This window comes from Streptomyces sp. NPDC050418, from assembly GCF_044458745.1.
Lineage (GTDB): Bacteria > Actinomycetota > Actinomycetes > Streptomycetales > Streptomycetaceae > Streptomyces.
In genome coordinates this window covers 115,015-139,374 of the sequence record NZ_JBITIG010000002.1, presented here as the reverse complement: position 1 = coordinate 139,374, position 24,360 = coordinate 115,015, and the positions used below count along the sequence as shown (strand labels likewise).

Below are 24,360 nucleotides of genomic sequence, written 5' to 3'. Positions count from 1 at the left end.
ACTCCCGCTTGCCACTGACAATCCGGAGTGTGAGGTTCCGCGAGGGTCGCGGTGTCAGTGCTCGTACCTACGATCACCCGCATGTCTGATGCCTTCACCGTGCTGTGGACCCATGACACCTGCCGTGCGCTGCGCAGAGAAGGGCGCGTGGGCCAACGGCCGCCGGTCGCCTTCAGCGGCGTTCACACCTCCCTGCCCGCGTGGTCCGGTGCTACTGCCGGAGACGACGTGTACGCGCTCCATGTCAACCGCCGCGTGGTGTACGTGGTGAGCCGGATGCGCGTCCTCGACCGGCAGCGGCGGTCCTGCTGCGGAGCCGAGCCCGCCACCTGGCAGGATCCGGCGCACCCCGGCCACCACGAGTGGGCGATGCTCGGCGCCGAAGGCTGCGGTGCCGACGCCGTGCACGTCGACGGGACTGCTGTGCGCTTCGATCTGCCGATACCCGGGGAGCTGCTGGAGCGGCTCACCTGGCGCAACCGCCGTGGTCACACCCGTGTACTGAAGTACGTCGAGGACGGGCTCCTGGAGCGCTCGATCAGCCTTCAGGGCTTCTACCGCCTGACCGAGGAGTCCGCTGACGAGCTGGCGGCTCTGGTGCGCGCGAACGTGTAGGGCTCGATGTCACGTCGCGCCCGCCGGTCCCTTCCCAGCGCGTCGGCGAACAGCCTCCGGTCAGGGTGTGGGGGTGGCGGTGCAGGGGAGAGAGGCGCAGACATCGATGACCTGCCCTGAGGTCAGGAAGGCGGCCTTCTGCCGGCGGGCGGCCGCCGCGTTGCGGGGATCCGAGTGCGGGTCGCGACCGTAGGCAGGCTCGGTGGGAGGGGTATTGGTGACCGGAGGACTCGGCGTACCGCTGTCCCACACCACCATCGCCGAGCCCCGGTAGGGGAGTTGGGAGGAGCGGACGGTGCGGATGCCCCAGTACGGGACCCGGTCGGGGCTGCGGCCGGAGGCCAGTGCGGGCGTGACGATCCGGGCGCCGATCGTACGGGCCTCGACGTCGGCGGCCGCGTTGGCCACTTGGTGGTCGCCGTACGCGATGTGCATCAGCACCTGGTGGCGATCGGTCAGGTGAGCCGCGTAGCCGTTCGTCTCTCCCCGGTCCCAGACCATCTGGTACAGCTGCAGGACCAACTGCTGCCGGAGCTTGTCGGGGTAGGCGACGTCGAGGATCTGCTGGAAGGGCGCGAAGTCGGAGCTGCGGTTGAGCAGGAGCCCGTAGTTCATGCCGGTCACGCCGAGCACCCCGCGGCGGATGTCCTTCGACGCGGCGACGAGTGCGCCGCCCAGGATGCCGCCCTGGCTGTTCCCGTCGTACGCGAGACCGTGTGCGGTGTCGAGCAGCGGTCGCCCGTCGGCGGTGCGGAAGGCGGCGTCGGCGGTGAGGCCCTGCGGATGGATCAGGTCACGCCCCAGGAAGAGGGCGTTGAGCATGCCCTGCTCGGAGCGTTCGGGTATCGCGGGGAAGCGGCTCAGGTCGCCGAGGGCACTGAGGACGACGGGGATGTCCTCCTGGGCCATGCCGATCCAGTCCGTCGCGCAGAAGGTGAAGTTGTGCTCGCCGGCCATCGCCTTGACGTTGCCCGCGCCGACTTCGTTGCGGCTGCCGAGCAGTCCGTGCCCGTACAGCGCGGGGCGGGACGGTGAGGTGAAGGCCGAGCGGGGTATCTCGCAGCGGAACCGGGCCAGTTGGGTGTTGCCGGGCAAGCGCTCCGGTCTGCCGTCGCGGCCGCGGTGGAGCGTGGATCCGGGGAGCCCGCCGGGCAGTGAGAGATAGCTGGGGACGGTGACCTGGCCGGAGACCTCGCGGGCGATGGCCGGGTCCTGTGCGGCGGTGAAGTCCTTCACGTCGGTGATCTTGAACTCGGGTGCGCGGGAGCCGAGCCGGCGGAACGCGTCGTCGCGCATGGAGAACAGGTCGCCGGTGAGGTTGCGGGTGCTGGCCACGGTGAAGTCCCAGGCCAGATGGAGGTCCTTGGTCGCCACGTGGCGACGCCGCAGTGTGTCGAGCACGGGTCGCAGGGCGCGCTGACGCTCGTACAGCGGGTGGGAGCGGGGGAGCCGGTGGCCGGCCGCCGTCGTGAACGCCTCGGAGGGCGGCAGCGTACGGCCGTCGGCTCCCTTCAGGGACCGCAGGGCGACCACGTAGCGGTGGCCGTCGCGGAAGTTGCGGGCGGGGTGGACGAGCAGCGCCTGACGGCCGGGACTCGTGGCGTTGGAGTCCGACTCGGCCCAGTAGGGCCATCGTTCACCTGTGTCCGCGTCCATCAGCACGATGGGGGCGTCCGCGTCGAGGGAGCGGCTGATGTCGGTGAGCGGAGCCGCGCCGGTGACCGCCGCATCGAGCCCGGGGACCTGCACGATCAGCGCGGATCCCGGCGAGAAGCCGTCGGAACGGTTCCAGGCCGTGGGATCGGCAGGGACGCCCGCCGCGTTCTTGGGGAGCGTGGCGGCGCTGAAGTCCACCCGCCGCCCGGTGGGGGTGGAGGAATCGGCGCGGGTGAACCAGTCGTTGGGGAACGGCAGCAGGCACTCCGCGGGAGCGAGGGGATCGCAGCCCCGCGCCTTCCCGTGATCGACGGCCGCCTGGGACGCGGTGGGTGACAGCAGCGCGGCGGCGGCGCCGAGCGCCGCCGCCAACGCCGTGAGAACACGGATACGCATGGGTGTCGTCAGCCGCCGATCCGGGCGGCGATGAAGCCCGCGTACGCCTGCTCACCCAGCGCGTTGGGGTGCAGCGGCGCCGCCAGGTTGGTGGGCACGAAGCCCTCGAGCCACTTCACGCCCGGCGCCTGGCAGGCGTCGTGTCCCTTGCTCGGGGTGCGCACGTCGACGTACTCGGCGCCGTGGGCGGCCGACTGGGCGGCGATCACCCCGTTCATCCGGTCGACGCTGCCCTGCAGCCAGTCGGCGTCACTGCCGAGCACCGGCACCACGGGCCAGCAGCCGCCCTTCTTGATGTAGTCGCCGTACCCGGTGACCAGCACCCGGGCCTGCGGGGAGCGCTGGTGGATGGTGTCCAGTACGGCGCCGAGCTTCGGTCCCAGCGCGTCGATGCGCTGGGCCACCTGGTCGACCCCGTCCTTGACGTACGAGTCCTTGCAGCGGTCGCCCAGCGGGTTGAGCTGCATGCAGTTCTGCGCCACGCCCACCAGGCCGGCGTCATTGCCGCCGATGGTGAGCGTGACCAGGGTGGTGTCCGCGCTCAGCGCGTCGAACTGCGGCGGAGCGGTCCCCGCGTCCACCCCCAGCAGGGAGAGTTTCTGCGGCTGCGTCATGTCACGGGTGTCCGCGCCGCTGCACGTCACGTCCCGGAACACGTCGACCTTCAGCCGGTCGGCCAGCAGATGCGCGTAGTTGCGCGTGGAGCGGCCACAGGCGAGCGGCCCGGTGGTGGGCAGCACCAGGGGGGCCGAGGCCATCGAGTCGCCGAGCGCCACATAGACCTGCTGTGCCGCGGTATCGGCCGACGCGGGGGCCACGCTGACGCCGAGGGTCATGCCCGCCAGTGCGGCCACTCCCAGCGCCGCCCTGCCCATTCGGCGGAGTCCAGGCCAATTCCCTTTGCTGTACGGAGAGTTCACTGCGGCTCCCGACTGCTGTCACTGCGGTGATGGACTGTGCCGCCGGTCATCTTGCAGATTCACGTGACGCTGTTTAACTGGTGGGTAACGCAGACTTCCCCGGGGGCCTTTGTGACGCGTGACAAAGAATCGGGACCGCCTGCGAGAGGAAGTGCGCTGCGCATCGGCGGCCGCGCGGTCGCTCCGCACCTCAGGGCCCGGGTCCCCGTCCTGGCCCGCCAGGTCGTCGACCGGCTCCTCGCCGAACTGCCCGTCTACGCGGGCCTGCCGAGCGAGGAGGTCGCGGGCGACATCGCCGACATCGTCCAGCACAATCTGCGGCTTTTCGCCGACGTGGTCGAACAACGCCGCCCCGCCACCCACGCAGAACTCGACCAGCAGCGCGACTCCGCCGCGCAGCGCGCCGAGGAAGGGGTGCCGCTGGACGCCATCCTCACCGCGTACCACCTGGGGACGGCGATGTGCTGGGACGAGATCTCCGCGGACGCGGGCCCGGAGGAACTCGCCGACGTTCAGGAAGCCGTCGCCCACATCATGGTGCTGCAACGGCAGTTGACCTCGGCCGTCAGCGCCGCCTACCTGGAGGCGCGCCAGATCCTCGACAGTCAGGAGCACGGCGGCCGCCACGCCCTGATGGCCGCACTTCTCACCGGCGACGCACCGGGTCTGCTGCGGGCCGGCCCCCGCCCCGCAGCGCTCTACGCGGCCCTCACCGTCTCCTTCGGCACGCATCCCGACGAGGCGGACCCCGGCCCGGGCGGACGCATCGCCACCCGCCGCAAGATCAGGCGCGTACGGGCGGTGCTCGACCGGTACGCGGGCGAACCGGCACTGACCGCGCTCGACAGCGAGGGCGGCACCGTCCTGTTGCCGCTGAGCGCCCCGCCACCCTGGGAGGAGCTCTGTCTCCTCATCGACGGAGCGGCCCACTCGGCTGCCGTACCCGTCACGGCGGCCGGGGACGTCGTCGAGCCCGCCGCCGTCCCCGCCGCGGTCGCGCACACCGCGGAAATCGTCGAAGTCGTACGGTCAACCGGACGCGGCCCCGGCCTCTACCGCCTCTCGGACGTACTCCTCGACTACCAGCTGAGCCGCCCCAGCGCGGCCCGCGACGGACTGGCCCACCTGATCGGCCCCCTGGACACCAGACCGGAGCTGCTGCGCACGCTGGAGACGTACCTCGCCTGCGGCCTCGACCGCAGGACCGCGGCGGCAGCCCTGCACATCCACCCCAACACCGTCGACTACCGCATCCGCCGCATCGCCCGCCTCACCGGCCTCTCCCCGTCCCACCCGGCCGACCTCCAGCACCTCAACGCGGCGCTTGTGGCGCGGCGTTCACTGACGCGTGGACCGCGGCACGGCTGACCCAGGGTGTGGCCCACGGCCATCCGCCGCCGGGGTTGAGTTCATGGCCCACTGAGCAGATGGCTCCATAGGAGGAGCAACTCATCGGACGTATGGGGGAGATGGATGAGTCTCGCGGCTCAGGTACTGCCGCTTGTCGGTGTGGCGGTTGGCGCGGTGGTGTCCCTGGCGGTGTCTGCGATCAACGAGCGGACCCGTTGGCGCCGCCAGCAGTCGGTCCGCTGGGACGAGCGGCGCCTCAACGCCTACGCGGAGTACGCGCATGCGGTCAAGGAACTCAGCAGCCACTACAAGGCGCTGGCCATCGCGCGCGGCCTCACGTCGGGCTACACGCCGCTGGAGGAGACCGACGACCTCCTGAGGGAACTCACTGCGGCCGAGGTGCGCCGTTCGGCTCTCGCCGAGACGTTGTGGCTGCTGGGTGACGTGGACAGCAACACCGCGGCGGTGAAGCTCAATCACGCGCTGTGGCACCTTGAGTGGCTCGCCCGCGGAGTCCCCACCGCCGGTGTTGCCACGTGGGATGAGGCGTATCTGGAATTCCGCCAGGCACGCCAGGACTTTGTCCAGGCTGCACGTACTGACCTCGGCGTCCGGGGAGGTCGGATCGCACACAACGTGCCCTGGCCGCCGCGGTGGCGTCCGGCCGATGACTCGGGAGCGAGTGGTTCCTGAACGGCGACGAGTGGTCCGCCGGTTCGTCCCGCGCTGTTCATTCCCGCACCCTCTTGGTCGCGTAAAGGTAACGGGTCTGGTCCAAAAGTGCCGTGTGCCGCGAGGTGTTCGGCATCTCCTGGGGAAGGAACCCTTGATCGTGCGACGCAGATCCCTCATCACCGCGACGGCCGGAGCCGTCACACTCGGCGGCCTGACCGCGCTGCCCGCCGAGGCGGCGGCTCCGCAGCGGGCGCAGAACGGGGGCAGGCCGGTGACCACGTTCGACGTCATCAGCGACATCCAGGGCGACCTCGGCGACCTGGCGGTCGCGCTGCGGGACATCAGAGCGACGAACCCGCACGGTTCGGGCCTCGCCGTGGCCGGGGACATCACACCGCGCGGGTACGACGCCGAGTACGCGGAGGTGCGGAAGGTCCTGGCGGACGAGCCGCACCCGCGGGAGATCGCCTGGGCGATCGGCAACCACGAGTTCTACGTGCCGAAGTGGGCCGACCCGCAGACACTCGCGCAGGCCACATGGCCGAACGGGACGACCGAGGACTCCCTCTTCCGCTCCTTCTACCACTTCGCGGAACGCGGCCGCGTCCATGCGGAGACGACGTTCGGCGGGATACCCGTGCTGACCATCGGCACGGAGCGGTACATGCACTACCACGACCCGAAACTGTGGGACGAAGTGTGGCTGAGCGAGGCGCAGTTGCAGTGGCTGGAGGAGCGGCTGCGGTACTGGGCGCGGCGGCGCAAGCCGGTCATGGTGATCACCCACCACCCGCTGCCGAACACGGTCTCGGGCACCCGCAACAAGCTCTACCTGAGCGACTACCTCCAGGCCGACCGCCTCCTCGGTATCCTCGGCCGGCACAAGGACGTGTTCCTCTTCAGCGGCCACACGCACTGGGACCTCGGCCTGTCCGACTGGTACGTGCGCCGCGTGGTGCCCGGCACCGCGAACCTCGAGGGCTTCTCGGTGGTCAACACGGGCGCTGTCCAGACCGGTTTCACCGACAACGGCCAGGGCGGCGAGAACACGGTCCCCGGCACCTTCAACCAGGGCCTCCAGGTGGAGGTGCACCGCGACCGCGTCGTCATCAAGGCGCGCGACTTCGCAGCGGGCGCGTGGCTGAAGCAGGTGACGGTGCCCCTCGCCACGAGGATCTGAGCCGGAGGAATCTGGGCGCGACCGCACCGTAAGGCGCCGGTCGCGCCCAGGACTCGCCAGGCGCCGGCCGGCCCCATCGGGTCAGCCTTCAGGCGAAGGCCAGCGCCCAGGTGGCGATCACGGGGGCCAGGTACAGGATCGGGAACGCGACGGTCTTGTAGGAGCGTGCGCGCAGGACGGTGATGACCGCGCCGAGGAAGTAGAGGGCGAGGCCGATCGCGGCCGCGACGCCGATGGCCTTCACGGCCAGGCCCGTCAACAGGCCCGCCGCGCCGAGGAGCTTGAGCACCGCGAGCGGCGTCCACCAGGTACGCGGCACGCCGTACTCCTGCAGAGGCTCGATGACGAAGGTGGCGCGTCGCAGCAGTGAGATGCCGGAGAAACCGACCCAGAGGGCGGTCAGGGCGGTGACGGCGACAGCGGTGGTGGACATGAGGACTCCCTCGGCGGTGGTGCTGGTCGGGTTCGGTGCCGCGTTGGCGGCATGCCCCATCACAGCCCGCACCCACCGAGGATCCCAGCGCGATGGGACACCACGGGACACCGGCAATGGCTCTGACCGGCACCAACGTTGCTCTCGAGGAAAACGCGCCCGCGGGACAGAGGGACTCCATCGCAACGACAAGCCGCATCTGAAGCCACCGGCAGACGACGCGCCCTCCTGCCATGGGCGAACGTGGCCCTTCCACGCGGCGCGGCTTGATTCCTAAGCTGGCCCGCTATGGCGGACATGCATCCGGGCAGGACACGGTGGTGGCTATGGCTCATACCCGGTGTGATGGGGGCCGGACTGGCGTTGTGGGCCTTCGGGCCGGGAGCCGGGTGGGTGGTCGAACATGTCGACGGCGCTCACGGTCTGACCGCCGAGCAGTCCGCCCAGGCGAAGAACAACGTACGGGGCCGCATGCTGCAGGCCGCTGGTGGCCTGCTCGCGATGGTGGCGGTGTTCTACACGGCCCGCACCTTCCGGCTGAGCAGGCAGCAGCAGGTGACCGACCGCTATACGGGGGCGGTCGAGCAGTTGGGCTCTGCAAGCCTGGAGGTTCGGCTCGGTGGGATCTACGCACTTGAGCGGATCGCTCGTGACTCGCCACCGGACCATGGCGCGGTGATGGCAGTTCTGGCCGCGTTCGTCCGCGAGCATTCCCGCGACGCGGACGCGCACCCGGTGATGGGGGAGGCTTACGCGCAGACGTCCGGGCAGAGGGTGCGGCTGCGGGAGGACCTGCAAGGTGCCCTCAGGGTGATCGGCCGCCGCGATCACCGCAGCGACACCGACAAGATCTACCTCTCTGACGCCGACCTGCGTGGCGCTGATCTGCGTGGCGCATATCTGGCTGGTGCGGGAATGCGTGGTTCGGACCTGTCCGGCGTGAATTTCGGCGACTGCAATCTCGCCGAAGCGAATCTCGTCGGGGCCGACCTTTCGGGTTCAGCGCTCAGCGGGGACATGCGTGGCATACGCCTGAAGGAAGCGGACTTGACCGGAGCGTGGTTGGCCGGGGCCCCCATGCACGGCGCAGATCTGACGCGGGCGAAGCTCTCCGGCACGAACCTGACGGGCACGGACTTGACCGGCGCAGATCTACGCGGCGCCAACCTCGAGGACGCCGACACGTCCGGCGCCGACCTGACAGGCGCCCTCAGGTGACACCCTTCAGCTTCACGGACTGCTACGTCTCTCGGTCATGAACGAGCCCGACCCCGTCGGGGAAGCCACAGGGAGGGGAAAACGTGGTGGCGTTCCACGTATCCGCGCTGGACGGAGTCGCCCGCAATCCGGCGCTGCCGACACCGCTGCTGCTGCGCCTGCTCGCCTTCAACGGGGACGGCGACGGCCCGCCCCGTTACGCGGTCCAGCGGGCTGGACTTCCGGAGTCGGCTGTCGTGTTGATCCAAGCCCACCCGCATCAGGGTGTCCGGATCGATTTCGCCATGAGTGCCAGGGCCGAGCCTGCACAGCGGGCCCGGCTCGCGGACGATCCTTCTCCCAAGGTGCGAGCCGCTCTCGCGTACGGGCCGGAGGTGTACACCCCGCGCACGAAGGTTGCACCGCTCCCGGACGCTGTGTGCTTCCGCCTGCTCGACGACCCCGCTCCTGCGGTCCGGACGGCCCTGCTGGACTCGCCCCATCTGGCGCCGTCGTTCGTGGCTTCCATGGCTGCTCATCACAGTGCGCCGGCGCGCCGGACAGCCGTGCGCGCATGGGAGGTCCTGCCGCCAGGCGAACGGTCGGCGCTGTCGGCCGACCCTGATCCCGAAGTGCGACGGGCCGCCGCGCTGTGGGAGTGCCGGCAGGATGCGCGCATCACCGCCGAACTTCTCCGCGATCCGCAGTCCGCCGCCGAGGCACAGCGCCGAGGGCTCCTCCGCCGCGCCGACGCCGAACGCTGCGTCGCCGAGCGGACACACCTGACCTCCCTCGCCGAGAACCCGTCGCTGCCCGCCGACCTCGTAGCGCGACTCGCTGTCGACCCCGACGAGGCCGTACGGCTCGCCATCTCCCTCAGGCCGGAGTTGGACGAGACGCGGCGCATGGAGATCGACTTCACGGTGGGGGACTTCGACAGGGGCGATGGGGCGCAGTGGGTACGCGATGGGCTCGCCGACCCTGAGGTGCTGCGCAAGGCCGCGACCTCCGCCCACCCCCTGCTCCGGCGCGCCGCAGCCCGCAGCCCTCACCTGCCGCCCGACCTGCTGAGCCTGCTCGCACACGTCGAGGACCCGGTGGTGGAGAACCTTCTGGGCATTCACCACCCCGACGCTCCGGAGAAGGTCCTGATGCGTGTGTACGCGCGGCTCGGCGGGACGTTCTCCGCCTGGATGGCCGAGACCCACCCTCGCTTTCCCCGCGAGGGCCTCGCCGCGCGCTATGCCGACCACCCGGACGGGAACTACCGCCGGCTGGCCGTACGGGATCCGGCCGCCACACCGCAGTTGATCGAACGGCTCAGCCACGACCCGGTGGTCTGGACGCGGCAGGCTGCGGCCGGCGACCCGCGTCTCCCCCTCCACCGGCTCCGCGAGGCCCTCCACGTCCCCGAACTGGCCTCCAGCGCAGGTGCCAATCCGGCGCTCCCGGAGGACGAGTTGGCCGCTGTCCTGGACCGGGCGGGCGTTCCCGCCTGACTGCCGAGCCGTACGCCTCAACTGGCACCGCGAAGGCAAGGGCTTCACAGCCACAGGCCGCTCAGAGGTGCCCGTCCAGGACCTCCCGCACCTCGGCGCTGGTCATGGGCCCCGCGCCGCGCGCCACCGCTTCTCCGTCCTTCAACAGGACGAAGGACGGGGCCCCGGTGATCCCGTATCGCTCGGTTGCGGCCGGACAACGCGTGATGTCGGTGCGGACGGCGGTCAGTCGGCCTGTGTACTCCTCGGCGATGCCACCCACCACGAGGTCCATGACCCGGCAGGGCTCGAGCGCCTTGGTCCAGGTCCCGGTGAAATAGGCGAGGACCGGAGTGCTGCTCATCCTGAGGATGAAGTCGAACTCCGCGTCCTCACGGGGCCGATGAACCCGCTGCGCCATGAAAGCTCCTGACCTGACGTTCTGTTGTTCGCGTTCCGTCCCTATCATCCCTCGCGCGGGTGGACGGCCGATGTACACGTCAGCCGTCCCGTGGACCGACTGCCAGCGTCAGTTCGAGGACACGGTCCGGCGATCCGAGGTCCGGGAACAGGTCCCGCAGCTGCGCCATCCGATAGCGCACCGTCTGCGGGTGGACGAACAACGCGGCCGCCACCTCGTCCCGCCTGCCCTGGTGCAGCAGCCACGCCCGCAATGTCTCCTCCAGGCGACGTGCGGTCGCGACGGGCAGGGCCCGCAACGGTGCCAGGGCCCGGGTTCGCAGGTCCGCGAACGCGTCGGCGTCGGCGCTGAGCACCAGCTCGGGCAGATGGTCCTCGGTGTCGCGGATGCCGGGGGAGAGGGAGCGTGCGCGTACGGCGCGTGCGTACGAGGCGGATGCGCGCGTCCATGGCCGGGCCGGGCCGACCACGGCGGTGCGCTCGGTGAGCTGCCGCATGAGCCGTGGCCGGTCGGCGTCGGGGACGAGCAGCACACCGGTGGCGTCCGGCAGGTCGTCGAGGACGAGGGTGTTCGGGTCGAGCGTGCGGTAGGCGGGCCTGGCCTGGGCGGCGGGCAGTACTACCGCGGTCAGCGATACCGGTGGCTGCCATCCGGCCCGCTGAACGGAGGCGAGCAGCACATCCGGGGTCGCGCCGGCGATCAGATCACGGGCCAGGCGTTCCAGGTGGAGTTCGTGGGCCCTGCCCCGGGCGGCGAGCTCATCGGCGTGGCCCGCGGCGCTCGCGGCGGACAGCTCGTCGATATAGGCGAAGGTCAGCTCGGCGAACTTCGCGACCTCGGCGGCGGGCAGACCTGCGGGTACTGCGCCCGCTGCCAGGCATCGCCAGGCCACTCGGGCGCCGACGCGGTAGGCGCTGAGCAGGGCGTCCATCGAACGGCCGTCGCGCACCTCGCCGCGTCCCAGCTCGTAGGCCGCGTCACCGCCGTCGCTGCTGTGGACGTTCCCGCTCGCGAGGTCGAGGTAGTGCCCCAGCGCGGTGCGGACGGCCCGGCGGATGGTGGCGCCCATGCGGCCCGAGAGGGCGTTGGCGTACGAAGGGACCTCGTCGATGATCGCCTGGACGATCTCGTCCGCGGTGGTCCTCAGCTCCGCCCGCAGTGCGGTGACCGTCGTCTCATCCAGGGCCAGCTCCCCGGCCCTCTGGATTGCATGACTCACGTTTTTGTTCCCTGCGAACAATTCTGCCGACCAGATTTACGTCCTTCGGTCAGGACTTTACGCCTTGAGGCGCACCAAGCTGAAGCCATGACGAGTGCAGCCCCCCGCAGCAGGGCCTGGAAACTCCTTGAGATGGTCACGACGCCCCTGCTGCCGTCGGACTACCTCGACCTGGTGAGCCCCCTGCGCGCGGGCGCCGATCTCCGTGGGCGCATCGAGGCCGTGCACCCCGAGACGGCCGACGCCGCGACCATCGTGATCAAGCCGGGACGCGGCTGGCGTGGCCACACCGCCGGTCAGTACGTACGGATCGGGGTGGACGTCGACGGGGTGCGCCTGTGGCGCGCGTACTCCCTCACCTCACCGACGGACCGCCCGGACGGCCGCATCGCGATCACCGTGAAGGCGATCCCGGACGGCAAGGTCAGCAACCACCTGGTCCGCAGGGCGAAGCCGGGCACGCTGATCCAGCTCGACCAGGCGACCGGCGACTTCGTACTGCCGCGGGCCAAGCCCGCCAAGGTGCTCTACCTGACGGCCGGCAGCGGCATCACACCTGTGATGGGCATGCTGCGCGACACCGAGTTCGACGACGTTGTCATGGTCCACTGCGCGCCACAGCCGCAGGACGTGATCTTCCGCAGCGCACTGCATGACCTCGTCGCGGACAAGAAGCTGCAGCTCACCGAGGTGCACACCGACACCGACGGCATGCTCGACATCACCCGCCTCGACGAACTCGTGCCCGACTGGGCCGAGCGCGAGACGTGGGCCTGCGGGCCTGCGGGCCTGCTCGACGCCGCCGAAGAGCACTGGACGGAGCACGGCGTACAGGAGCGTCTGCACACCGAACGCTTCCGCCCCACCATCGTCGTCACCGGTGACGGCGGCGAGGTCACGTTCAGCGCCACGGGCAGGACCGCCGAGGCCGACGGCGCGACACCGCTGCTCGACATCGGTGAGGAAGCCGGCGTGCTCATGCCCTCCGGATGCCGTATGGGCATCTGCTTCGGCTGCGTCACACCGCTCAAGGCCGGCGCGGTCCGCGACCTGCGCACCGGCGAGATCACCGAGGCCGACCCCGGCGTCCTCATCCAGACCTGTGTGTCCGCGGCCGCGGGCCCCTGCACCATCGAACGGTAGGAATACTGTGACCGCCATCGACCCCACCGCCCACCTCACCGCGGAGCAGATCGAGGAACTGGGCCGCGAGCTGGACGCGATCCGTGACGAGGTGATCGCGAGCCGCGGTGAGAAGGACGCCGCGTATATCCGCAAGGTCATCTCGGCGCAGCGCAAACTCGAGCTGGCCAGCAGGGGCGTGCTGCTGTTCTCGATCTTCCCGCCCGCGTGGGTGATCGGAACGGCCGGGCTGTCCGTGGCGAAGATCATGGACAACATGGAGATCGGCCACAACATCCTGCACGGCCAGTGGGACTGGATGCGGGATCCGAAGATCCACTCCACGACCTGGGAGTGGGACCACGTCTCGCCGTCCGATCAGTGGAAGCACTCGCACAACGAGCTGCACCACACGTACACGAACGTGATCGGCAAGGACAACGACCTCGGCTACGGCATCATGCGCGTCGACGAGGACCAGAAGTGGCAGCCCTTCCACCTCGGCCAGCCGCTGTGGAACTTCGTCAACGCCTGCTTCTTCGAGTACGGCATCGCCGCCTACGACCTGGAGCTCGGCAAGAACCTGAGCAAGCGGCGCCGTAAGGACCCGGCGTTCCGTGCACGCGCCAAGGCCGTGGGCCGCAAGATCCGCAAGCAGGTCCTCAAGGACTACGTGATCCACCCGCTGCTCTCGGGCCCGTCGTTCCTGCCCACGCTCGCCGCCACCTTCACCGCGAACCTGGTCCGCAACATCTGGTCCCACTCGGTCATCATGTGCGGGCACTTCCCCGAGGGTGTACAGGTCTTCGAGCGCCGGTCGATCAAGGGCGAGACCCGCGGCCAGTGGTACCTGCGCCAGATGATGGGCTCGGCCAACATCAGCGGCAGCAAGGCCATGCACTTCATGACCGGCAACCTCTCCCACCAGATCGAACACCACCTGTTCCCGGACCTGCCGAGCAACCGGTACGCCGAGGTCGCGGTGAAGGTCCGCGCACTGTTCGAGAAGTACGAACTGGACTACGTCACCGGCCCGCTCCCCAAGCAGGTGTTCTCCGCGTGGCACAAGGTCTTCCGCCTCTCGCTGCCGAACAAGACCCCCAAGGCCAGGACACCGGACCGCGAGAAGGAACTCGTCGCAACGGGAGCCTGACGGATCCTGCACAATCGGTAGCAGGGGCCGGCCCTGCGTCGGCCGAGGGAGCTGACCGACGTGCTCGATGTCCCGCTCTGGCTGTGGATCGCGTTCGCCGCGACGGTGGTGGTGTCGCTCGCGGTGGACCTGTTCGCGCACCGCACCGCACACGTCATCGGCTTCAAGGAGGCCGGTGCCTGGAGCGGCCTGTGGGTGGGGCTCGCGCTCATCTTCGGCGGCACCGTCTTCCTCGTGCTCGGACCGACGGCCGGCACCGAGTACACCACCGCCTGGCTGCTGGAGAAGAGCCTGTCGGTGGACAACCTCTTCGTCTTCGCCGTGATCTTCGCCTACTTCAAGGTGCCTCGCGCCTACCAGCACCGGGTGCTGTTCTTCGGTGTCATCGGGGCACTCGTGTTCCGCGGTATCTTCCTTTCCCTCGGCGTGGCCGTGGTCAGCCGCTTCACCGCGGTGCTCTTCGTCTTCGCCGCGATCCTCTTCTACAGCACGTACAAACTGCTGAAGGAGGACGACGACGCCTTCGACCCCGGCTCCAGCCTCGCCGTACGGGCCCTGCGGAAGATCGTGCCGGTCCGGGACGAGTACGCGGGTGCGCATTTCTTCGTCAAGGAGGCGGGCAAGCGCGTCGCCACCCCGCTGCTCGCGGTGGTCGCCGCGATCGAGGCCGCCGACCTGGTGTTCGCGGTGGACAGTGTGCCCGCGGTGCTCGCGGTCAGCGACGACGCGTTCATCGTCTACACCTCCAACGCCTTCGCGATCCTCGGCCTGCGGGCCCTGTACTTCTTGCTGTCCGGGCTGCTCGACCGCTTCCACTACCTCAACACGGGGCTCGCGATCATCCTCTCGTTCATCGGCGTGAAGCTGATCCTGCAGGCGTCCCACAAGATGATCAGCACCGATATTCCGGAGATCCCTTCGCCGGTGAGCCTGGCCGTCATCGTCGTTGTCCTGACCGCCTCCGTACTCCTCAGCATCCGGCGACCGAGGCACGATGCGACATAACCGCCTATTGTTAAAGAATGGGCAAAGAAAACCATGAGGATGCCGCGCACGGCGAGCTCCTGTGCCCGGCCTGCAGCCATGACCGCGAGCTCGTCATCACGGGCCGTCACAAGTCCCTAGGGGTACTGGTCCCGGTCTGGGGCCCGGGCCCCTGCCGTAACCCAGAGTGCCCTGCGTACGCGGAGTACCCCGAACACGAGCAACTCCACGACCGCCACCACCATCACCATCACAACCACCATTTCGGACGGTGAACCAGGGCACGCCCCCCGCGCCGCTCCTGTGCTAATTGGCTGGTGCGGGGCGGGTGAGTCGCGACAGGATGCAGCGCATGACTCTCCCGACCCCCGAACTGCACACCGCCCGCCTGCGGTTGAGGCCGTTCACCGACGCCGACGCGGCCTCGTTGTACGAGCTGCACAGCAGCGCCCACGTGTTGCGGTACTGGGACTCCCCGCCGTGGACCGACCCGGCCCGCGCCGAGCGCTTCATTGCGGTGTGCCGACGGATCGAGGAAGAAGGCACGGGAGCACGGGTGGCCATCGAGCGTGCCGAGGACGGCGCGTTCATCGGCTGGTGCGGCCTGACCAGCTGGAACCCCGACTTCCGCAGCGCATCCCTCGGCTACGTCTTCGATGCCGCCGCGTGGGGTCACGGCTATGCCACGGAGAGTGCGCATGCAGTCCTGCGGTGGGCGTTCGACACGCTGGACCTGAACCGCGTCCAGGCCGAGGCCGACACCCGCAATGTGGCGTCCGGCCGGGTCCTGGAGAAGCTCGGCTTCGTCCGTGAAGGCACCCTCCGCGAGGACTGCATTGTCAACGGAGACGTCTCCGACTCGTGGGTGTTCGGCCTCCTGCGTCGCGAGTGGCACCCGACTTCCGCGCCGACGGGCGGCTGACGCCGCGAGGGCTGGGGTCATGCGGCTCTGGACAGTGTGACTACGACGCCGTCATCACTGTCCTCGCCGCTCCATGCGTCGGGGAAGGTCAAGATGACCTGGTCCTTCTTGGTGCTCACACTGACTTTGCCGTCGAAGTCGCTGGACCAGCCGCCCTCCAAGGCGTAAGTCCTGCCGGACAGCGCGGGCTCCTTCTGGTCGGGCACGTCGGGCAGGAAGTACGGATGCTCGGACGCCTCCTCGCTGTCGATTCCGTCCATCGTCACGGTGAGCCCCTTCTTGTCGAGCTGCCACTTTCCCGACAGGCCGCCGATGACTGTCTCGGACCATGTGCCGTCCTCGTTGACGGTGATGGTCCCTTCGCGTCCCGCAGTGCTGCTCATCTCCCAGTCGCCGACGGCGTAAGCCTTGAGCGCCTGAGCTTTCGGCCCGCCGGCCGGACTGTCGTTTCCCCCGCATGCGCTGACCGCGGCCGCGACCGTTCCCACGGCAAGGTAGCGAAGCGCCGCACGGCGCCCCACCAAGCGCACCACATCCCGAGTGTTCACTAACTCCCCTTTACCGAAGGCAAGTTGACGGTGTGAGATCTCGTTCGCCGCCAACCGTACGTGATCAGGGCTGCCTGGAAGGCGCACTGCGCATGGCGGCGCTGGTCAAACCCGGAAATCGCCACCTGCGCTCAGGTGGAGCGAGTACACAGGGCGATACGGAGCTCTTCGTGGCCGACTACGTGCAAGACAGCGGCCCAGTCGGCGAGTTCACCCAGGTGCTCCCCGGACAGCCCGACATGACGGCGCGACGCGGGCAGTATGTCGGGCCGCGGCGCGGTCACCACGAACACACCGTCCGGGGCCAGGAGTTGGTCGACGGCTTCCAGGAGCGCCGCCCGGTCGTCGACGACCGGATACACCAGCCGCGCCGTCACCAGCCCATAGCCGGGCGCCAGACCGGGATCCGCCAGATCGGCGACGTGGAAGCGGAGACCGGGCTGCTCGAGACCACGGGCGTGCTTGATGGCAGCAGGAGCCCAGTCGATCCCGTCGACGTCATATCCGAGTACGTGCAGCGCGGCGGCGTACTTGCCAGTGCCACAGCCGACATCGAGCGCCCGTGCACCGTATGCGACGGCCGGCAAGTGCGCGGCAAGCGCGACGACTTCGGCGTCGGTGACGCGACGCCACGCGTTGCCGTCGGCGTATGACTCGTTCCAGCTCTTCTGGTCGGCCATGGATTGGTCCGTTCGGCGCTGGGGCGGTCGCGCAGACCAATGCGTGTCTGCCCGATGAGATCAGGCTCCTCTCGATATATGCCTGATCGCTGTGAGGGGTTCTTCGCGTGTCGCCGTCACTGCGACGGTACCGGCCGAGGTGGGCGGCATACGATCCTGTCGTGGCAGTCGAACTTCCTGATGATCTGGTGGAGCTGGAACGTTGCGCCTGGACGGCGATTCAGGCCGGGACGCTGACGGTGGAGACCGCCGTCGCGGTGCAGGAACGGATCAGGGAGTACGCCGCGGAGTGCGGCACGCCGCGCCTGGAGATCGAGACCGCACTGAAGAGGGCCGTGCGCTACTCCTAGCACGATCGGTGTCACGTTGGACGCACTGCTTGCGGCGGATGCGCTGCTCGCGGTGGAGGCCGTCACCGACTCGCCTTCGTACGTGCGCTTCCAGCCGCCCTGCGCGCGTCACTGTGCCAACTCCCGAACGAACCGTTCCGCATCCTTCTGCTGCGAGCGCCCCACGCGAAGGAGAAGGGCTTCCGGGCCGTTGGAGAGAGTGACGGTCTTCCGATCGCCGGACATGGTGGCCGACCATCCCGCCCGCACGTGACTCCATGCCTGGTCCATGATCTTTCCGCTCAACGCGTTCTGGTCGAAAGCGAGGAGGCGGTGGTCCGTGACCACGATGACCTGCTTGACGCATGTTCCGTGACGGTCGCGGGTCACAACGGGGAGGAACACCTTGATCCCCTCATGCGCACGTAGTCGCGTCCAGACCGACTTCTCCATCTTGTGCCTGTCATGCCACCGGCCCTGGATCGTGTTCATGACGCCGAAGAAGATGGCGAAGGAGGCCGCCATGAGCCAGTCGACGGGCCGTCCGAACATCCACCAGAGCAAGGCCTGGCCACCCCCGAACACGCAGAAGCAGAACGCAATCGCGAGCGCCGGCGGTCGCAACCTGAGCATCCAGCGGTTCACCGGCCCAGTACCCGTACGCGCGCCGCTGCCTGCCGCTTCATCATCTGGTCACCCGCTGTCCGAGTCGACCGGCGACGTATGACCGCTGCTCCCAGAAGGGTCATCAAGGCAACTACGCACCAAACTCCGGCCAGGAGCCACAAGCTCGCGCCCGCCACGCGCGCCTGGACGAAGGCCGCCGCGACGAGTTCGGCGAGGAGAGCGACGGTCAACCAGGTCGCGGTGACGAGCTGAGGGGCGTTGCGCGGGACGCAGGTCGAGGGGCGCAGTACGCACCATGTTCCGGCGAACAGCGTGAATGCGCCCGCGATCAGCGCGGCGCCACCTACGGTGGCGAACAGCAAGGGCTCGCCCCTGGGGTCGTCATGGGTGGCCCAGCTGCTGTCGCCTTTGTGTACAGCGACCACGTGTCCGCGCCAGACGGTGGCCCGCAACCCGTCGCCGGGGGAGAGTGCCCGGAGCAGCGGCTTGGCGGCTCCGTCCAGAACCACCCGTCCGCTGCCCGGCCCAGGGCCGGAGAGGTCGACCCAGTACACGGCGTTCCTGCCGTCCTGGATCCGGGTGCCCTCGACGGTGAACTGCGCGTCCTGCAGGCAGTCCTGCCGCACCCGGGGGTCCGGGTCGGCGCACGGTACAGCCGACTTGAAATCGTGCTCGTCGGCGACCATGCCTGGCAACACACCGAGGAGCAGAACGAAACCGGCCGTGAGGAGAGCGATGCCGATCGGCAGGGCCACCAGGCCGTTGCGACGGATGTCCCGCGCGCGGCGGGCCGCCCGCAGTGCAGGGTTCTCCCGACTGGCGCGACGCCGGGTTGGAGCGGAGCCCAGCCGTCCAGATCTGCGAAGCCGTCTGCGTCTGCGCGTCTTGGTCATTGCCTTGTCGGACATGGCACCCCCCACTGCCTCGGACACCTTGCTGCGGCGCCGTAGCGGGAGACTAGGGCACCCGCGATCCGCCGTATCAGGCCGGCTCCGCCACCAACTTCGGCCCCAAGTTCCTGCCGGAGATCGGCAAGGAAGCCGTGTCGGATCGGTCCGGCAACGAGGCCTGTCAGTGGATGCATGGCGCTGGACAGCGTCACCGGTGTTCCCCTTCCGAAACGGTGCAGGCACCGCCATGCTCACCGGCATGATCCGCGTACGCCACACTCTGCGCCTGGAACCGGTTTCCCGCCGCTGGTTCGAACAAGCCGTTCTGCTCCTGGAGGAGATCCTGCAGGAGACCCGCACGTCGGGTTCCGACATCCTGCTAGCCGATGGCCGGGTCCTGCCCGACATCAAGCTGGTGGATGGGAAGCATCTGCAGGCCGGAGCGGTCTACGAGGCAACCGATGCCGGACAAGGGCGGTTCGTCGTCCGGGAATGGAGCCGTACTTCGGGTATCCGCATCACGCTGAGCAGTGAGCAGGACGGTGTGCACGTCGCGGGAGACATTGCGCTGCACAGCGTGGTGCGTCCGAAGGTGCTCGAGGCGCGGGGCACGACGTCCGGCCGCGGGGACGGAGCGTGGCTTGCGCAAGGAGAGGGGCGTGCGTGCCTACGGTTGGACAGGTGGTGGCGGTCCGTGGCCGGGCAACCGGTGTCCAAGGCCGCGCGGTTCGCCCGACGCTGGGCCGCGACGGGAATCATCGGAATCATCCGCGACCAGCTGCGACGCCGTATCCGCCTCGCGGCGGGCAAGACGCCCCAGACCGCATCGGTGATCGTCGACTCCCAGTCGATCAAAGCATCCGAGACGGCCAGCCAGGAGATCCGGGGCTGGGACGGCGGAAAGATGATCAACGGGAGGAAGCGGCACCTGATCTGCGATCACCATAGCCTCGTCCTGCTGGTCATGGTCACCCCCGCCGACGCCCAGGGCTCCCTTGTCGCACGAGAACTACTGTTCCGCCTTGCTTGGATGCACCCGGAGATCGCCATCGTCTGGGCGGACTCCGCCTACGCCAAGAACGGCCTCATCCCCTGGGCGAAGAAGTACCTCGACATCACCGTGAAGGCGGTTCGACGACCGCCGAACACCAAGGGGTTCATCGTCCTACCGCGCGGATGGGCGGTTGAACGATCATGGTAGTGGATCATGCGGGCTCGCCCGCACTGCCGCGACCACGAACGCCTGCCCGAGATGAGTGAAGCACTGATCACCTGGGCCGCGATCACACTCATGACCCGACGGTTCACCCACAGTAGGAACCGTCCGGCCGAACGCCGAGATGCGTCCACGGCGATGTGATGCCAGAAGTCGCCTGACCTTCCGATTCAGCCGATCGCTCGGTCTGTCACGTGTCGTACTCGCCGTTCCAGGGAGCCGAGAAGCCCAATCCATCCGGATAGAGCTCAGCCCAGTCGTCCACGCCGTCCTCGTCCTCGGCATGGCACTCCGTGATGAGGCCGAAGAGCACACCGTCAACTGTGAGTTGGAACGGCTGGATCGCGATGTCGCAGTACTCACGCTCTGGGAGGCCTGCGAGGACGGCGGCCAGCCGGGCTTCCGCGCGGGCAAGCACGGAGCGCTCGCCATGCGGACGCTTCACCTGCTCTGACCAGGTACCGGCGCACCAGATGTCGGACTCCCGGTGGTGGCCGTAGTGGTCAAACTTGTGCAGCACGGCGAAGAGCCGCTTCTGCTCCTCCCAGCCGTCCTCGATCACGAACCCATCTGGGAATGCATAGGTGACCGAAGCCAGGAACTGGCCGCAGCTGAACCGGCCGATCGTGTTCGTGCGATAGTCCGGCTCATAGGCGATAGGGATGATCTCAGGGACAGCCATGCCCGCACCTTAAACACCAGATGAGCCCCACCTCTCAACTGGGGCCCGCGATCGGAAGCAGACTCTCCGCCAGGTCGGACCAATGGCCCAGTGCGTGCCGATCAGCCAGCGAGCAATCTGGCCTGGGCTTCGATCTCCGCCGACCACAGGCTGCCCAAGTGCCAGGCTTCGGGATCGACGGTCTTCAAAAGCGTTGCCAGCGCGTCGAGAGCAGTCGCTGGAGACGGCTCGCTGTTGTTGAGATCGATGAAGTCACGGAAGGCCAGCAGCGAGGAGAGGAACCGCGGAACACTGGTGTTGAACACGTGCATTCCGGTGTCCTGCTCACGATCTATGAGCAGGACAAAGCCGGGCCGTTGACGATCCAGCACGACCGGATTGACCGATCCGTCATACCCGACGACCACGAACCGTTCGAGGTCCTCGATGGCCACGGGGAAATCCCATGCCGACAGAGGGCACGGCAACGATTGATCGGCGAATGTGAGGAACGGTGCCGCCTCCTCAGGGAGTCCGACGTCAGCCAGCACCGCCACATGCGCCGCGGGCATGCCGAGAACACCTATCTCGTCTGGGGTGTACTTCCTGAGCTGGAAGTAGCCACCCCGGGGCCAGACGCGGCGGTAGTGCTCCGGATCGAACCGATCACTCAACTGCATGAAGAAGATTCTGGCCACACACGGCACAGGCGACAACGCTTCCTGGGGAGATGAAGGCCACGGCTCGCTGCACCTTCGAGAAACAGGCGCTCAGTCCGCTGCGGGGCTGCTCCGTACGGCCCTCGTGTGCCCTCGTGTCCCTCGCCGTCAGCCCACGCCATAGTTGCTCAGGATGACGTGCAGCCTGCGCGGTCCATGTACCCCTTCGACGCGGTCCAGCTCGATGTCACTGGTCGCCGAAGGTCCCGAGATCCACGTCAGAGGACGCAGCGGGTCGAGCCGCGGCATGGCTTGCGGTACGGATGCGACAACCTGCTCCGGAGCCCGTACGACACAGATGTGCAGATCGGGAACGAGCGTGAGCACCCGACGGCCCTGGCCCTCGCCCCCGTCGAGGACGAGCGTGCCGGTCTCCGCGATGGCCAGCGCGCAGCCGGTGACCACGGCGTCGGTCGTATCGAGCTCGTGCGGGGTGAGTGAACCGTCGTCCAGTCGCTGCTCGGCGTCCGTAGCCGAGAGCCAAGCCGTCGGAAGCCCGGGCGGCACGGCCACACTGCGGGCGCCGAGCTGATGCAGCAACTCACCGATCAGGCCCGGCAGTTCACCATCGGTCGCCCGGTGCACGACCGCCCGGTAGTCCGCAAGGTTCTCGTGCAGAAGGTCCAGGATCGCGTCCGGATCGTCCGGGGTATGGCTGCCGAGATACGTACGCGGCGCCTCAGGAACGTCCGGCGACGACGCCACGGCCCTGCGCACCCGCTCCAGGATCCGCTCGCGTGTGGACTGAGGAGCGGCCTTGGGAGCGGTCTGAGGAGCGGACTGAGGAGATGTCATCAGCGGTTCTTCTTCCACCAGTCGCGGAACGGTTCGGCAGGCATCTCCGGCAGATCGCGGCTGTCCGTCCACTGCCGTGCGCCTGGGCCCGGCAGCTTCTTCGGGTGCAGCTTGCGGGTCTTGGCGGCGAGCCGTTCGCCCGCGGCCAGCGCCCCCGGGTGATCGAGCGCCCACGTGGCCGCCTTGACCGCGGCCTTCTCCAGGCGGTGCCCCTTGCCTCCCTGCTCGGCAACCTGCTCCCGCAGGTGGACGAGCACCTCGGGGATGTCGATCGCCACGGGGCAGACGTCGTAACAGGCGCCGCAGAGCGACGAGGCGTACGGCAGAGAGGCGTCGATCTCGCTCCGGGTGCCCCGGAGTTGGGGGCTGAGGATCGCGCCGATCGGCCCCGGGTACACCGAGCCGTAGGCGTGGCCGCCGGCCCGTTCGTACACCGGACAGACATTGAGGCAGGCCGAGCAGCGGATGCATCGCAGCGCCTGCCGCCCGACCTCGTCGGCGAGCGTGTCGGTGCGGCCGTTGTCGAGCAGCACCAGGTGGAAGGTCTGCGGTCCGTCACCGTCCGTGGTACCCGTCCACGTCGTGGTGTACGGATTCATCCGCTCGGCCGTCGATGAACGCGGCAGCGTCTGCAGGAAGACTTCGAGGTCGCGCCAGGTGGGCACAATCTTCTCGATCCCGACCACCGAGATGAGCGTGTCGGGCAGGGTCAGACACATGCGTCCGTTGCCCTCCGACTCCAGCACCACCAGCGTGCCGGTCTCGGCGACCATGAAATTGGCGCCGGAGATACCGGCCTTGGCGCGCAGAAACTTTTCGCGCAGATGCAGCCGCGCGGCTTCGGCGAGCTCGGCCGGAGTGTCCGTCAGGTCGTCCGGAGCGGGACGCCCCCAATCGGCCATCTGCTCGCGGAAGATGTCGCGGATCTCGCCTCGGTTGCGGTGGATGGCGGGGACCAGGATGTGCGAGGGCCGGTCGTCGCCCAACTGCACGATCAGCTCGGCGAGATCGGTCTCGTACGCGGCGATCCCCGCGGCTTCGAGGGCTTCGTTGAGGCCGATCTCCTGGGTGGCCATCGACTTGACCTTGACGACCTCGCTCTCGCCTGTCTGCTGGACGAGCCGGGTGACGATCGCGTTGGCCTCGTCGGCGTCGGCCGCCCAGTGCACGGTCCCGCCGGCCGCCGTGACCGACTCCTCCAACTGGACCAGGTAGGTGTCGAGATGGCGCAGGGTGTGGTCCTTGATGCGCTTGCCGGCCTCGCGCAGCTCGGCCCAGTCGTCGAGTTCGGTGACGGCACGGGCCCGCTTGTCGCGGATGGTGTGCGTGGCGTGCTTCAGGTTCGCGCGCAGCGTTTCGTCGCGTACGGCCTCACGGGCCGCACTCGGAAACGACGGCATCCCCAGATACGTACCGCTCACAGCGCAGGCTCCTCTTCGGTGCTCGCCAGGATCTCCGCGATGTGCAGCGCCCGCAGGGAGCTGTCCTGGCGGCGCAGCATGCCGCCCAGGTGCATCAGGCAGGAATTGTCCGCGCCGCACAGGACGTCGGCGCCGGTGGACGCGGCGTTGCGGATCTTGTCCGATCCCATCGCCGTCGACACGTCGGGGTTCTTGACGGCGAAGGTGCCGCCGAAGCCACAGCACTCCTCGGCACCCGGCAACTCCACCAGCTCGAGACCCTTCACAGCTTCGAGGAGCCGCCGTGGCCGCTCGCCCAGGCGGAGCATGCGCAGGCCGTGGCAGGACGGGTGGTAGGTGACGGTGTGCGGGTAGTAGGCGCCGACGTCGGTCACTTTCAGTACGTCGACGAGGAACTCGGTGAGTTCGAGGACGCGCGGCACCAGGCTTCGCGAGGCGGGCGCGAGGTCCGGGTTCTTGTCCGCGATGCGTGGATAGTTGTCGCGGACCATGGCCACGCAGGACCCGGACGGGGTGACCACGTAGTCGTAACCCTCGAAGACCCGGGCCATGCGGCGCACGAGCGGCTCGGTCTCGCGGCGGTAGCCGGTGTTGTACTGGGCCTGCCCGCAGCAGGTCTGGCCCATCGGGAAGTCGACGTCCAGGCCCAGGCGTTCGAGGAGCTTGACGGTGGCGATGGCCGTGGACGGGTACACAGCGTCGTTGACGCAGGTTGCGAAGAGGGCGACACGCATCGCGGCTCCTTTCGTGGAC

At 68.7% G+C, this 24,360-nt stretch carries 27 protein-coding genes; 13 read left to right on the top strand and 14 right to left on the bottom strand.

The annotated features are described in order from the left end of the window. Window positions 1–81 precede the first annotated feature (81 nt). Window positions 82–615, top strand: a complete 534-nt coding sequence (locus ACIBI4_RS04845) for a hypothetical protein (RefSeq protein WP_399202164.1) — start codon at window positions 82–84, stop codon at window positions 613–615. A gap of 60 nt (window positions 616–675) precedes the next feature. On the opposite strand, the gene ACIBI4_RS04840 is transcribed toward ACIBI4_RS04845, so the two are convergent. Both ACIBI4_RS04840 and ACIBI4_RS04835 read right to left on the bottom strand, forming a co-directional pair. After that, a complete protein-coding gene (locus tag ACIBI4_RS04840) occupies window positions 676–2,667 on the bottom strand; it encodes a hypothetical protein (protein ID WP_399202163.1) in 1,992 nt (663 codons plus the stop codon). Between the two features lie 8 nt (window positions 2,668–2,675). Continuing rightward, on the bottom strand, window positions 2,676–3,542 hold the full coding sequence (locus tag ACIBI4_RS04835; RefSeq protein WP_399202162.1) for an SGNH/GDSL hydrolase family protein: 867 nt from the start codon (window positions 3,540–3,542) through the stop codon (window positions 2,676–2,678). A 156-nt stretch (window positions 3,543–3,698) separates the two neighbouring features. Here ACIBI4_RS04835 and ACIBI4_RS04830 point away from each other — a divergent pair, with 156 nt between their 5' ends. From ACIBI4_RS04830 to ACIBI4_RS04820, 3 genes are all read left to right on the top strand, one after another. Beyond that, entirely contained in the window at window positions 3,699–4,955 is a 1,257-nt protein-coding gene (locus ACIBI4_RS04830; RefSeq protein ID WP_399202161.1) for a PucR family transcriptional regulator, read from the top strand. Between the two features lie 105 nt (window positions 4,956–5,060). Beyond that, on the top strand, window positions 5,061–5,630 hold the full coding sequence (locus tag ACIBI4_RS04825; RefSeq protein WP_399202160.1) for a hypothetical protein: 570 nt from the start codon (window positions 5,061–5,063) through the stop codon (window positions 5,628–5,630). A 139-nt stretch (window positions 5,631–5,769) separates the two neighbouring features. Continuing rightward, the gene (locus tag ACIBI4_RS04820; protein ID WP_399202159.1) at window positions 5,770–6,792 is read left to right on the top strand and encodes a metallophosphoesterase family protein; all 1,023 of its coding nucleotides are present in this window, start codon (window positions 5,770–5,772) and stop codon (window positions 6,790–6,792) included. Window positions 6,793–6,880: 88 nt separating this feature from the next. On the opposite strand, the gene ACIBI4_RS04815 is transcribed toward ACIBI4_RS04820, so the two are convergent. Then, the gene (locus tag ACIBI4_RS04815; protein ID WP_399202158.1) at window positions 6,881–7,225 is read right to left on the bottom strand and encodes a DoxX family protein; all 345 of its coding nucleotides are present in this window, start codon (window positions 7,223–7,225) and stop codon (window positions 6,881–6,883) included. A 393-nt stretch (window positions 7,226–7,618) separates the two neighbouring features. On the opposite strand from ACIBI4_RS04815, the gene ACIBI4_RS04810 reads away from it, so the two are divergent. Beyond that, entirely contained in the window at window positions 7,619–8,443 is an 825-nt protein-coding gene (locus tag ACIBI4_RS04810; RefSeq protein ID WP_399202157.1) for a pentapeptide repeat-containing protein, read from the top strand. Between the two features lie 86 nt (window positions 8,444–8,529). Then, window positions 8,530–9,921, top strand: a complete 1,392-nt coding sequence (locus tag ACIBI4_RS04805; protein ID WP_399202156.1) for a Mucin-2 — start codon at window positions 8,530–8,532, stop codon at window positions 9,919–9,921. Window positions 9,922–9,982: 61 nt separating this feature from the next. Here the strand turns inward: ACIBI4_RS04805 and ACIBI4_RS04800 are convergent, their stop codons facing one another. Both ACIBI4_RS04800 and ACIBI4_RS04795 read right to left on the bottom strand, forming a co-directional pair. Next, window positions 9,983–10,321 carry a thioredoxin family protein gene (locus tag ACIBI4_RS04800; protein WP_399202155.1) on the bottom strand — a complete coding sequence of 113 codons (339 nt, stop codon included), beginning with the start codon at window positions 10,319–10,321 and terminating at the stop codon, window positions 9,983–9,985. Between the two features lie 79 nt (window positions 10,322–10,400). After that, window positions 10,401–11,540: a PucR family transcriptional regulator gene (locus ACIBI4_RS04795; protein ID WP_399202154.1), complete on the bottom strand. Its 1,140-nt coding sequence runs from the start codon at window positions 11,538–11,540 to the stop codon at window positions 10,401–10,403. A gap of 87 nt (window positions 11,541–11,627) precedes the next feature. On the opposite strand from ACIBI4_RS04795, the gene ACIBI4_RS04790 reads away from it, so the two are divergent. The 4 genes from ACIBI4_RS04790 (at window position 11,628) to ACIBI4_RS04775 (ending at window position 15,721) form a co-directional block, all read left to right on the top strand. Further along, window positions 11,628–12,683, top strand: a complete 1,056-nt coding sequence (locus tag ACIBI4_RS04790; protein ID WP_399202153.1) for a ferredoxin reductase — start codon at window positions 11,628–11,630, stop codon at window positions 12,681–12,683. Window positions 12,684–12,690: 7 nt separating this feature from the next. Beyond that, the gene (locus ACIBI4_RS04785; protein WP_399202152.1) at window positions 12,691–13,815 is read left to right on the top strand and encodes a fatty acid desaturase family protein; all 1,125 of its coding nucleotides are present in this window, start codon (window positions 12,691–12,693) and stop codon (window positions 13,813–13,815) included. A gap of 60 nt (window positions 13,816–13,875) precedes the next feature. Continuing rightward, window positions 13,876–14,820, top strand: coding sequence for a TerC family protein (locus ACIBI4_RS04780; RefSeq protein ID WP_399202151.1), 945 nt, complete (start codon window positions 13,876–13,878; stop codon window positions 14,818–14,820). Window positions 14,821–15,151: 331 nt separating this feature from the next. Then, a complete protein-coding gene (locus ACIBI4_RS04775) occupies window positions 15,152–15,721 on the top strand; it encodes a GNAT family N-acetyltransferase (protein ID WP_399202150.1) in 570 nt (189 codons plus the stop codon). A 17-nt stretch (window positions 15,722–15,738) separates the two neighbouring features. On the opposite strand, the gene ACIBI4_RS04770 is transcribed toward ACIBI4_RS04775, so the two are convergent. Further along, window positions 15,739–16,254 (bottom strand): hypothetical protein, encoded by a 516-nt coding sequence (locus ACIBI4_RS04770; RefSeq protein WP_399202149.1) that lies wholly within the window; start codon window positions 16,252–16,254, stop codon window positions 15,739–15,741. A 146-nt stretch (window positions 16,255–16,400) separates the two neighbouring features. Beyond that, entirely contained in the window at window positions 16,401–16,949 is a 549-nt protein-coding gene (locus tag ACIBI4_RS04765) for a class I SAM-dependent methyltransferase (RefSeq protein ID WP_399202148.1), read from the bottom strand. A 39-nt stretch (window positions 16,950–16,988) separates the two neighbouring features. Between ACIBI4_RS04765 and ACIBI4_RS04760 the strand changes: the two genes are divergently transcribed. Together ACIBI4_RS04760 and ACIBI4_RS04755 are read left to right on the top strand one after the other, a co-directional pair. Next, window positions 16,989–17,186 (top strand): hypothetical protein, encoded by a 198-nt coding sequence (locus tag ACIBI4_RS04760; RefSeq protein WP_399202147.1) that lies wholly within the window; start codon window positions 16,989–16,991, stop codon window positions 17,184–17,186. Then, window positions 17,111–17,299, top strand: a complete 189-nt coding sequence (locus ACIBI4_RS04755) for a hypothetical protein (RefSeq protein ID WP_399202668.1) — start codon at window positions 17,111–17,113, stop codon at window positions 17,297–17,299. Before ACIBI4_RS04760 ends, ACIBI4_RS04755 begins: the two co-directional genes overlap by 76 nt. 108 nt (window positions 17,300–17,407) lie before the next feature. Here the strand turns inward: ACIBI4_RS04755 and ACIBI4_RS04750 are convergent, their stop codons facing one another. Then, window positions 17,408–17,923: a hypothetical protein gene (locus ACIBI4_RS04750; RefSeq protein ID WP_399202146.1), complete on the bottom strand. Its 516-nt coding sequence runs from the start codon at window positions 17,921–17,923 to the stop codon at window positions 17,408–17,410. Continuing rightward, complete coding sequence (locus tag ACIBI4_RS04745; RefSeq protein WP_399202145.1) at window positions 17,920–18,813, bottom strand: hypothetical protein; 894 nt, start codon at window positions 18,811–18,813, stop codon at window positions 17,920–17,922. The genes ACIBI4_RS04750 and ACIBI4_RS04745 overlap by 4 nt, the downstream gene beginning before the upstream one ends. A gap of 229 nt (window positions 18,814–19,042) precedes the next feature. Here ACIBI4_RS04745 and ACIBI4_RS04740 point away from each other — a divergent pair, with 229 nt between their 5' ends. Next, entirely contained in the window at window positions 19,043–19,996 is a 954-nt protein-coding gene (locus ACIBI4_RS04740) for a transposase (RefSeq protein ID WP_399202144.1), read from the top strand. 205 nt (window positions 19,997–20,201) lie between these two features. Here the strand turns inward: ACIBI4_RS04740 and ACIBI4_RS04735 are convergent, their stop codons facing one another. From ACIBI4_RS04735 to ACIBI4_RS04715, 5 genes are all read right to left on the bottom strand, one after another. Continuing rightward, window positions 20,202–20,693 (bottom strand): hypothetical protein, encoded by a 492-nt coding sequence (locus tag ACIBI4_RS04735; protein ID WP_399202143.1) that lies wholly within the window; start codon window positions 20,691–20,693, stop codon window positions 20,202–20,204. Between the two features lie 101 nt (window positions 20,694–20,794). Continuing rightward, a complete protein-coding gene (locus ACIBI4_RS04730) occupies window positions 20,795–21,352 on the bottom strand; it encodes an SUKH-4 family immunity protein (RefSeq protein ID WP_399202142.1) in 558 nt (185 codons plus the stop codon). A 147-nt stretch (window positions 21,353–21,499) separates the two neighbouring features. Then, entirely contained in the window at window positions 21,500–22,186 is a 687-nt protein-coding gene (locus tag ACIBI4_RS04725; protein WP_399202141.1) for a lactate utilization protein C, read from the bottom strand. Next, window positions 22,186–23,607 (bottom strand): LutB/LldF family L-lactate oxidation iron-sulfur protein, encoded by a 1,422-nt coding sequence (locus ACIBI4_RS04720; RefSeq protein ID WP_399202140.1) that lies wholly within the window; start codon window positions 23,605–23,607, stop codon window positions 22,186–22,188. Before ACIBI4_RS04720 ends, ACIBI4_RS04725 begins: the two co-directional genes overlap by 1 nt. Further along, on the bottom strand, window positions 23,604–24,341 hold the full coding sequence (locus tag ACIBI4_RS04715) for a (Fe-S)-binding protein (RefSeq protein ID WP_399202139.1): 738 nt from the start codon (window positions 24,339–24,341) through the stop codon (window positions 23,604–23,606). The genes ACIBI4_RS04720 and ACIBI4_RS04715 overlap by 4 nt, the downstream gene beginning before the upstream one ends. Between the last annotated feature and the right edge of the window lie 19 nt (window positions 24,342–24,360).

What these genes read in the sequence shown, in the direction of transcription:
- ACIBI4_RS04800 (WP_399202155.1), bottom strand. Translation starts at nt 10,321, where the DNA reads ATGGCGCAGCGGGTTCATCGGCCCCGTGAGGACGCGGAGTTCGACTTC.
- ACIBI4_RS04765 (WP_399202148.1), bottom strand. Translation starts at nt 16,949, where the DNA reads ATGGCCGACCAGAAGAGCTGGAACGAGTCATACGCCGACGGCAACGCG.
- ACIBI4_RS04725 (WP_399202141.1), bottom strand. Translation starts at nt 22,186, where the DNA reads ATGACATCTCCTCAGTCCGCTCCTCAGACCGCTCCCAAGGCCGCTCCT.
- ACIBI4_RS04740 (WP_399202144.1), top strand. Translation starts at nt 19,043, where the DNA reads ATGCTCACCGGCATGATCCGCGTACGCCACACTCTGCGCCTGGAACCG.
- ACIBI4_RS04760 (WP_399202147.1), top strand. Translation starts at nt 16,989, where the DNA reads ATGCGTGTCTGCCCGATGAGATCAGGCTCCTCTCGATATATGCCTGAT.
- ACIBI4_RS04715 (WP_399202139.1), bottom strand. Translation starts at nt 24,341, where the DNA reads ATGCGTGTCGCCCTCTTCGCAACCTGCGTCAACGACGCTGTGTACCCG.
- ACIBI4_RS04835 (WP_399202162.1), bottom strand. Translation starts at nt 3,542, where the DNA reads ATGGGCAGGGCGGCGCTGGGAGTGGCCGCACTGGCGGGCATGACCCTC.
- ACIBI4_RS04840 (WP_399202163.1), bottom strand. Translation starts at nt 2,667, where the DNA reads ATGCGTATCCGTGTTCTCACGGCGTTGGCGGCGGCGCTCGGCGCCGCC.
- ACIBI4_RS04735 (WP_399202143.1), bottom strand. Translation starts at nt 20,693, where the DNA reads ATGGCTGTCCCTGAGATCATCCCTATCGCCTATGAGCCGGACTATCGC.
- ACIBI4_RS04825 (WP_399202160.1), top strand. Translation starts at nt 5,061, where the DNA reads ATGAGTCTCGCGGCTCAGGTACTGCCGCTTGTCGGTGTGGCGGTTGGC.
- ACIBI4_RS04775 (WP_399202150.1), top strand. Translation starts at nt 15,152, where the DNA reads ATGACTCTCCCGACCCCCGAACTGCACACCGCCCGCCTGCGGTTGAGG.
- ACIBI4_RS04730 (WP_399202142.1), bottom strand. Translation starts at nt 21,352, where the DNA reads ATGCAGTTGAGTGATCGGTTCGATCCGGAGCACTACCGCCGCGTCTGG.
- ACIBI4_RS04845 (WP_399202164.1), top strand. Translation starts at nt 82, where the DNA reads ATGTCTGATGCCTTCACCGTGCTGTGGACCCATGACACCTGCCGTGCG.
- ACIBI4_RS04790 (WP_399202153.1), top strand. Translation starts at nt 11,628, where the DNA reads ATGACGAGTGCAGCCCCCCGCAGCAGGGCCTGGAAACTCCTTGAGATG.
- ACIBI4_RS04815 (WP_399202158.1), bottom strand. Translation starts at nt 7,225, where the DNA reads ATGTCCACCACCGCTGTCGCCGTCACCGCCCTGACCGCCCTCTGGGTC.
- ACIBI4_RS04745 (WP_399202145.1), bottom strand. Translation starts at nt 18,813, where the DNA reads ATGTCCGACAAGGCAATGACCAAGACGCGCAGACGCAGACGGCTTCGC.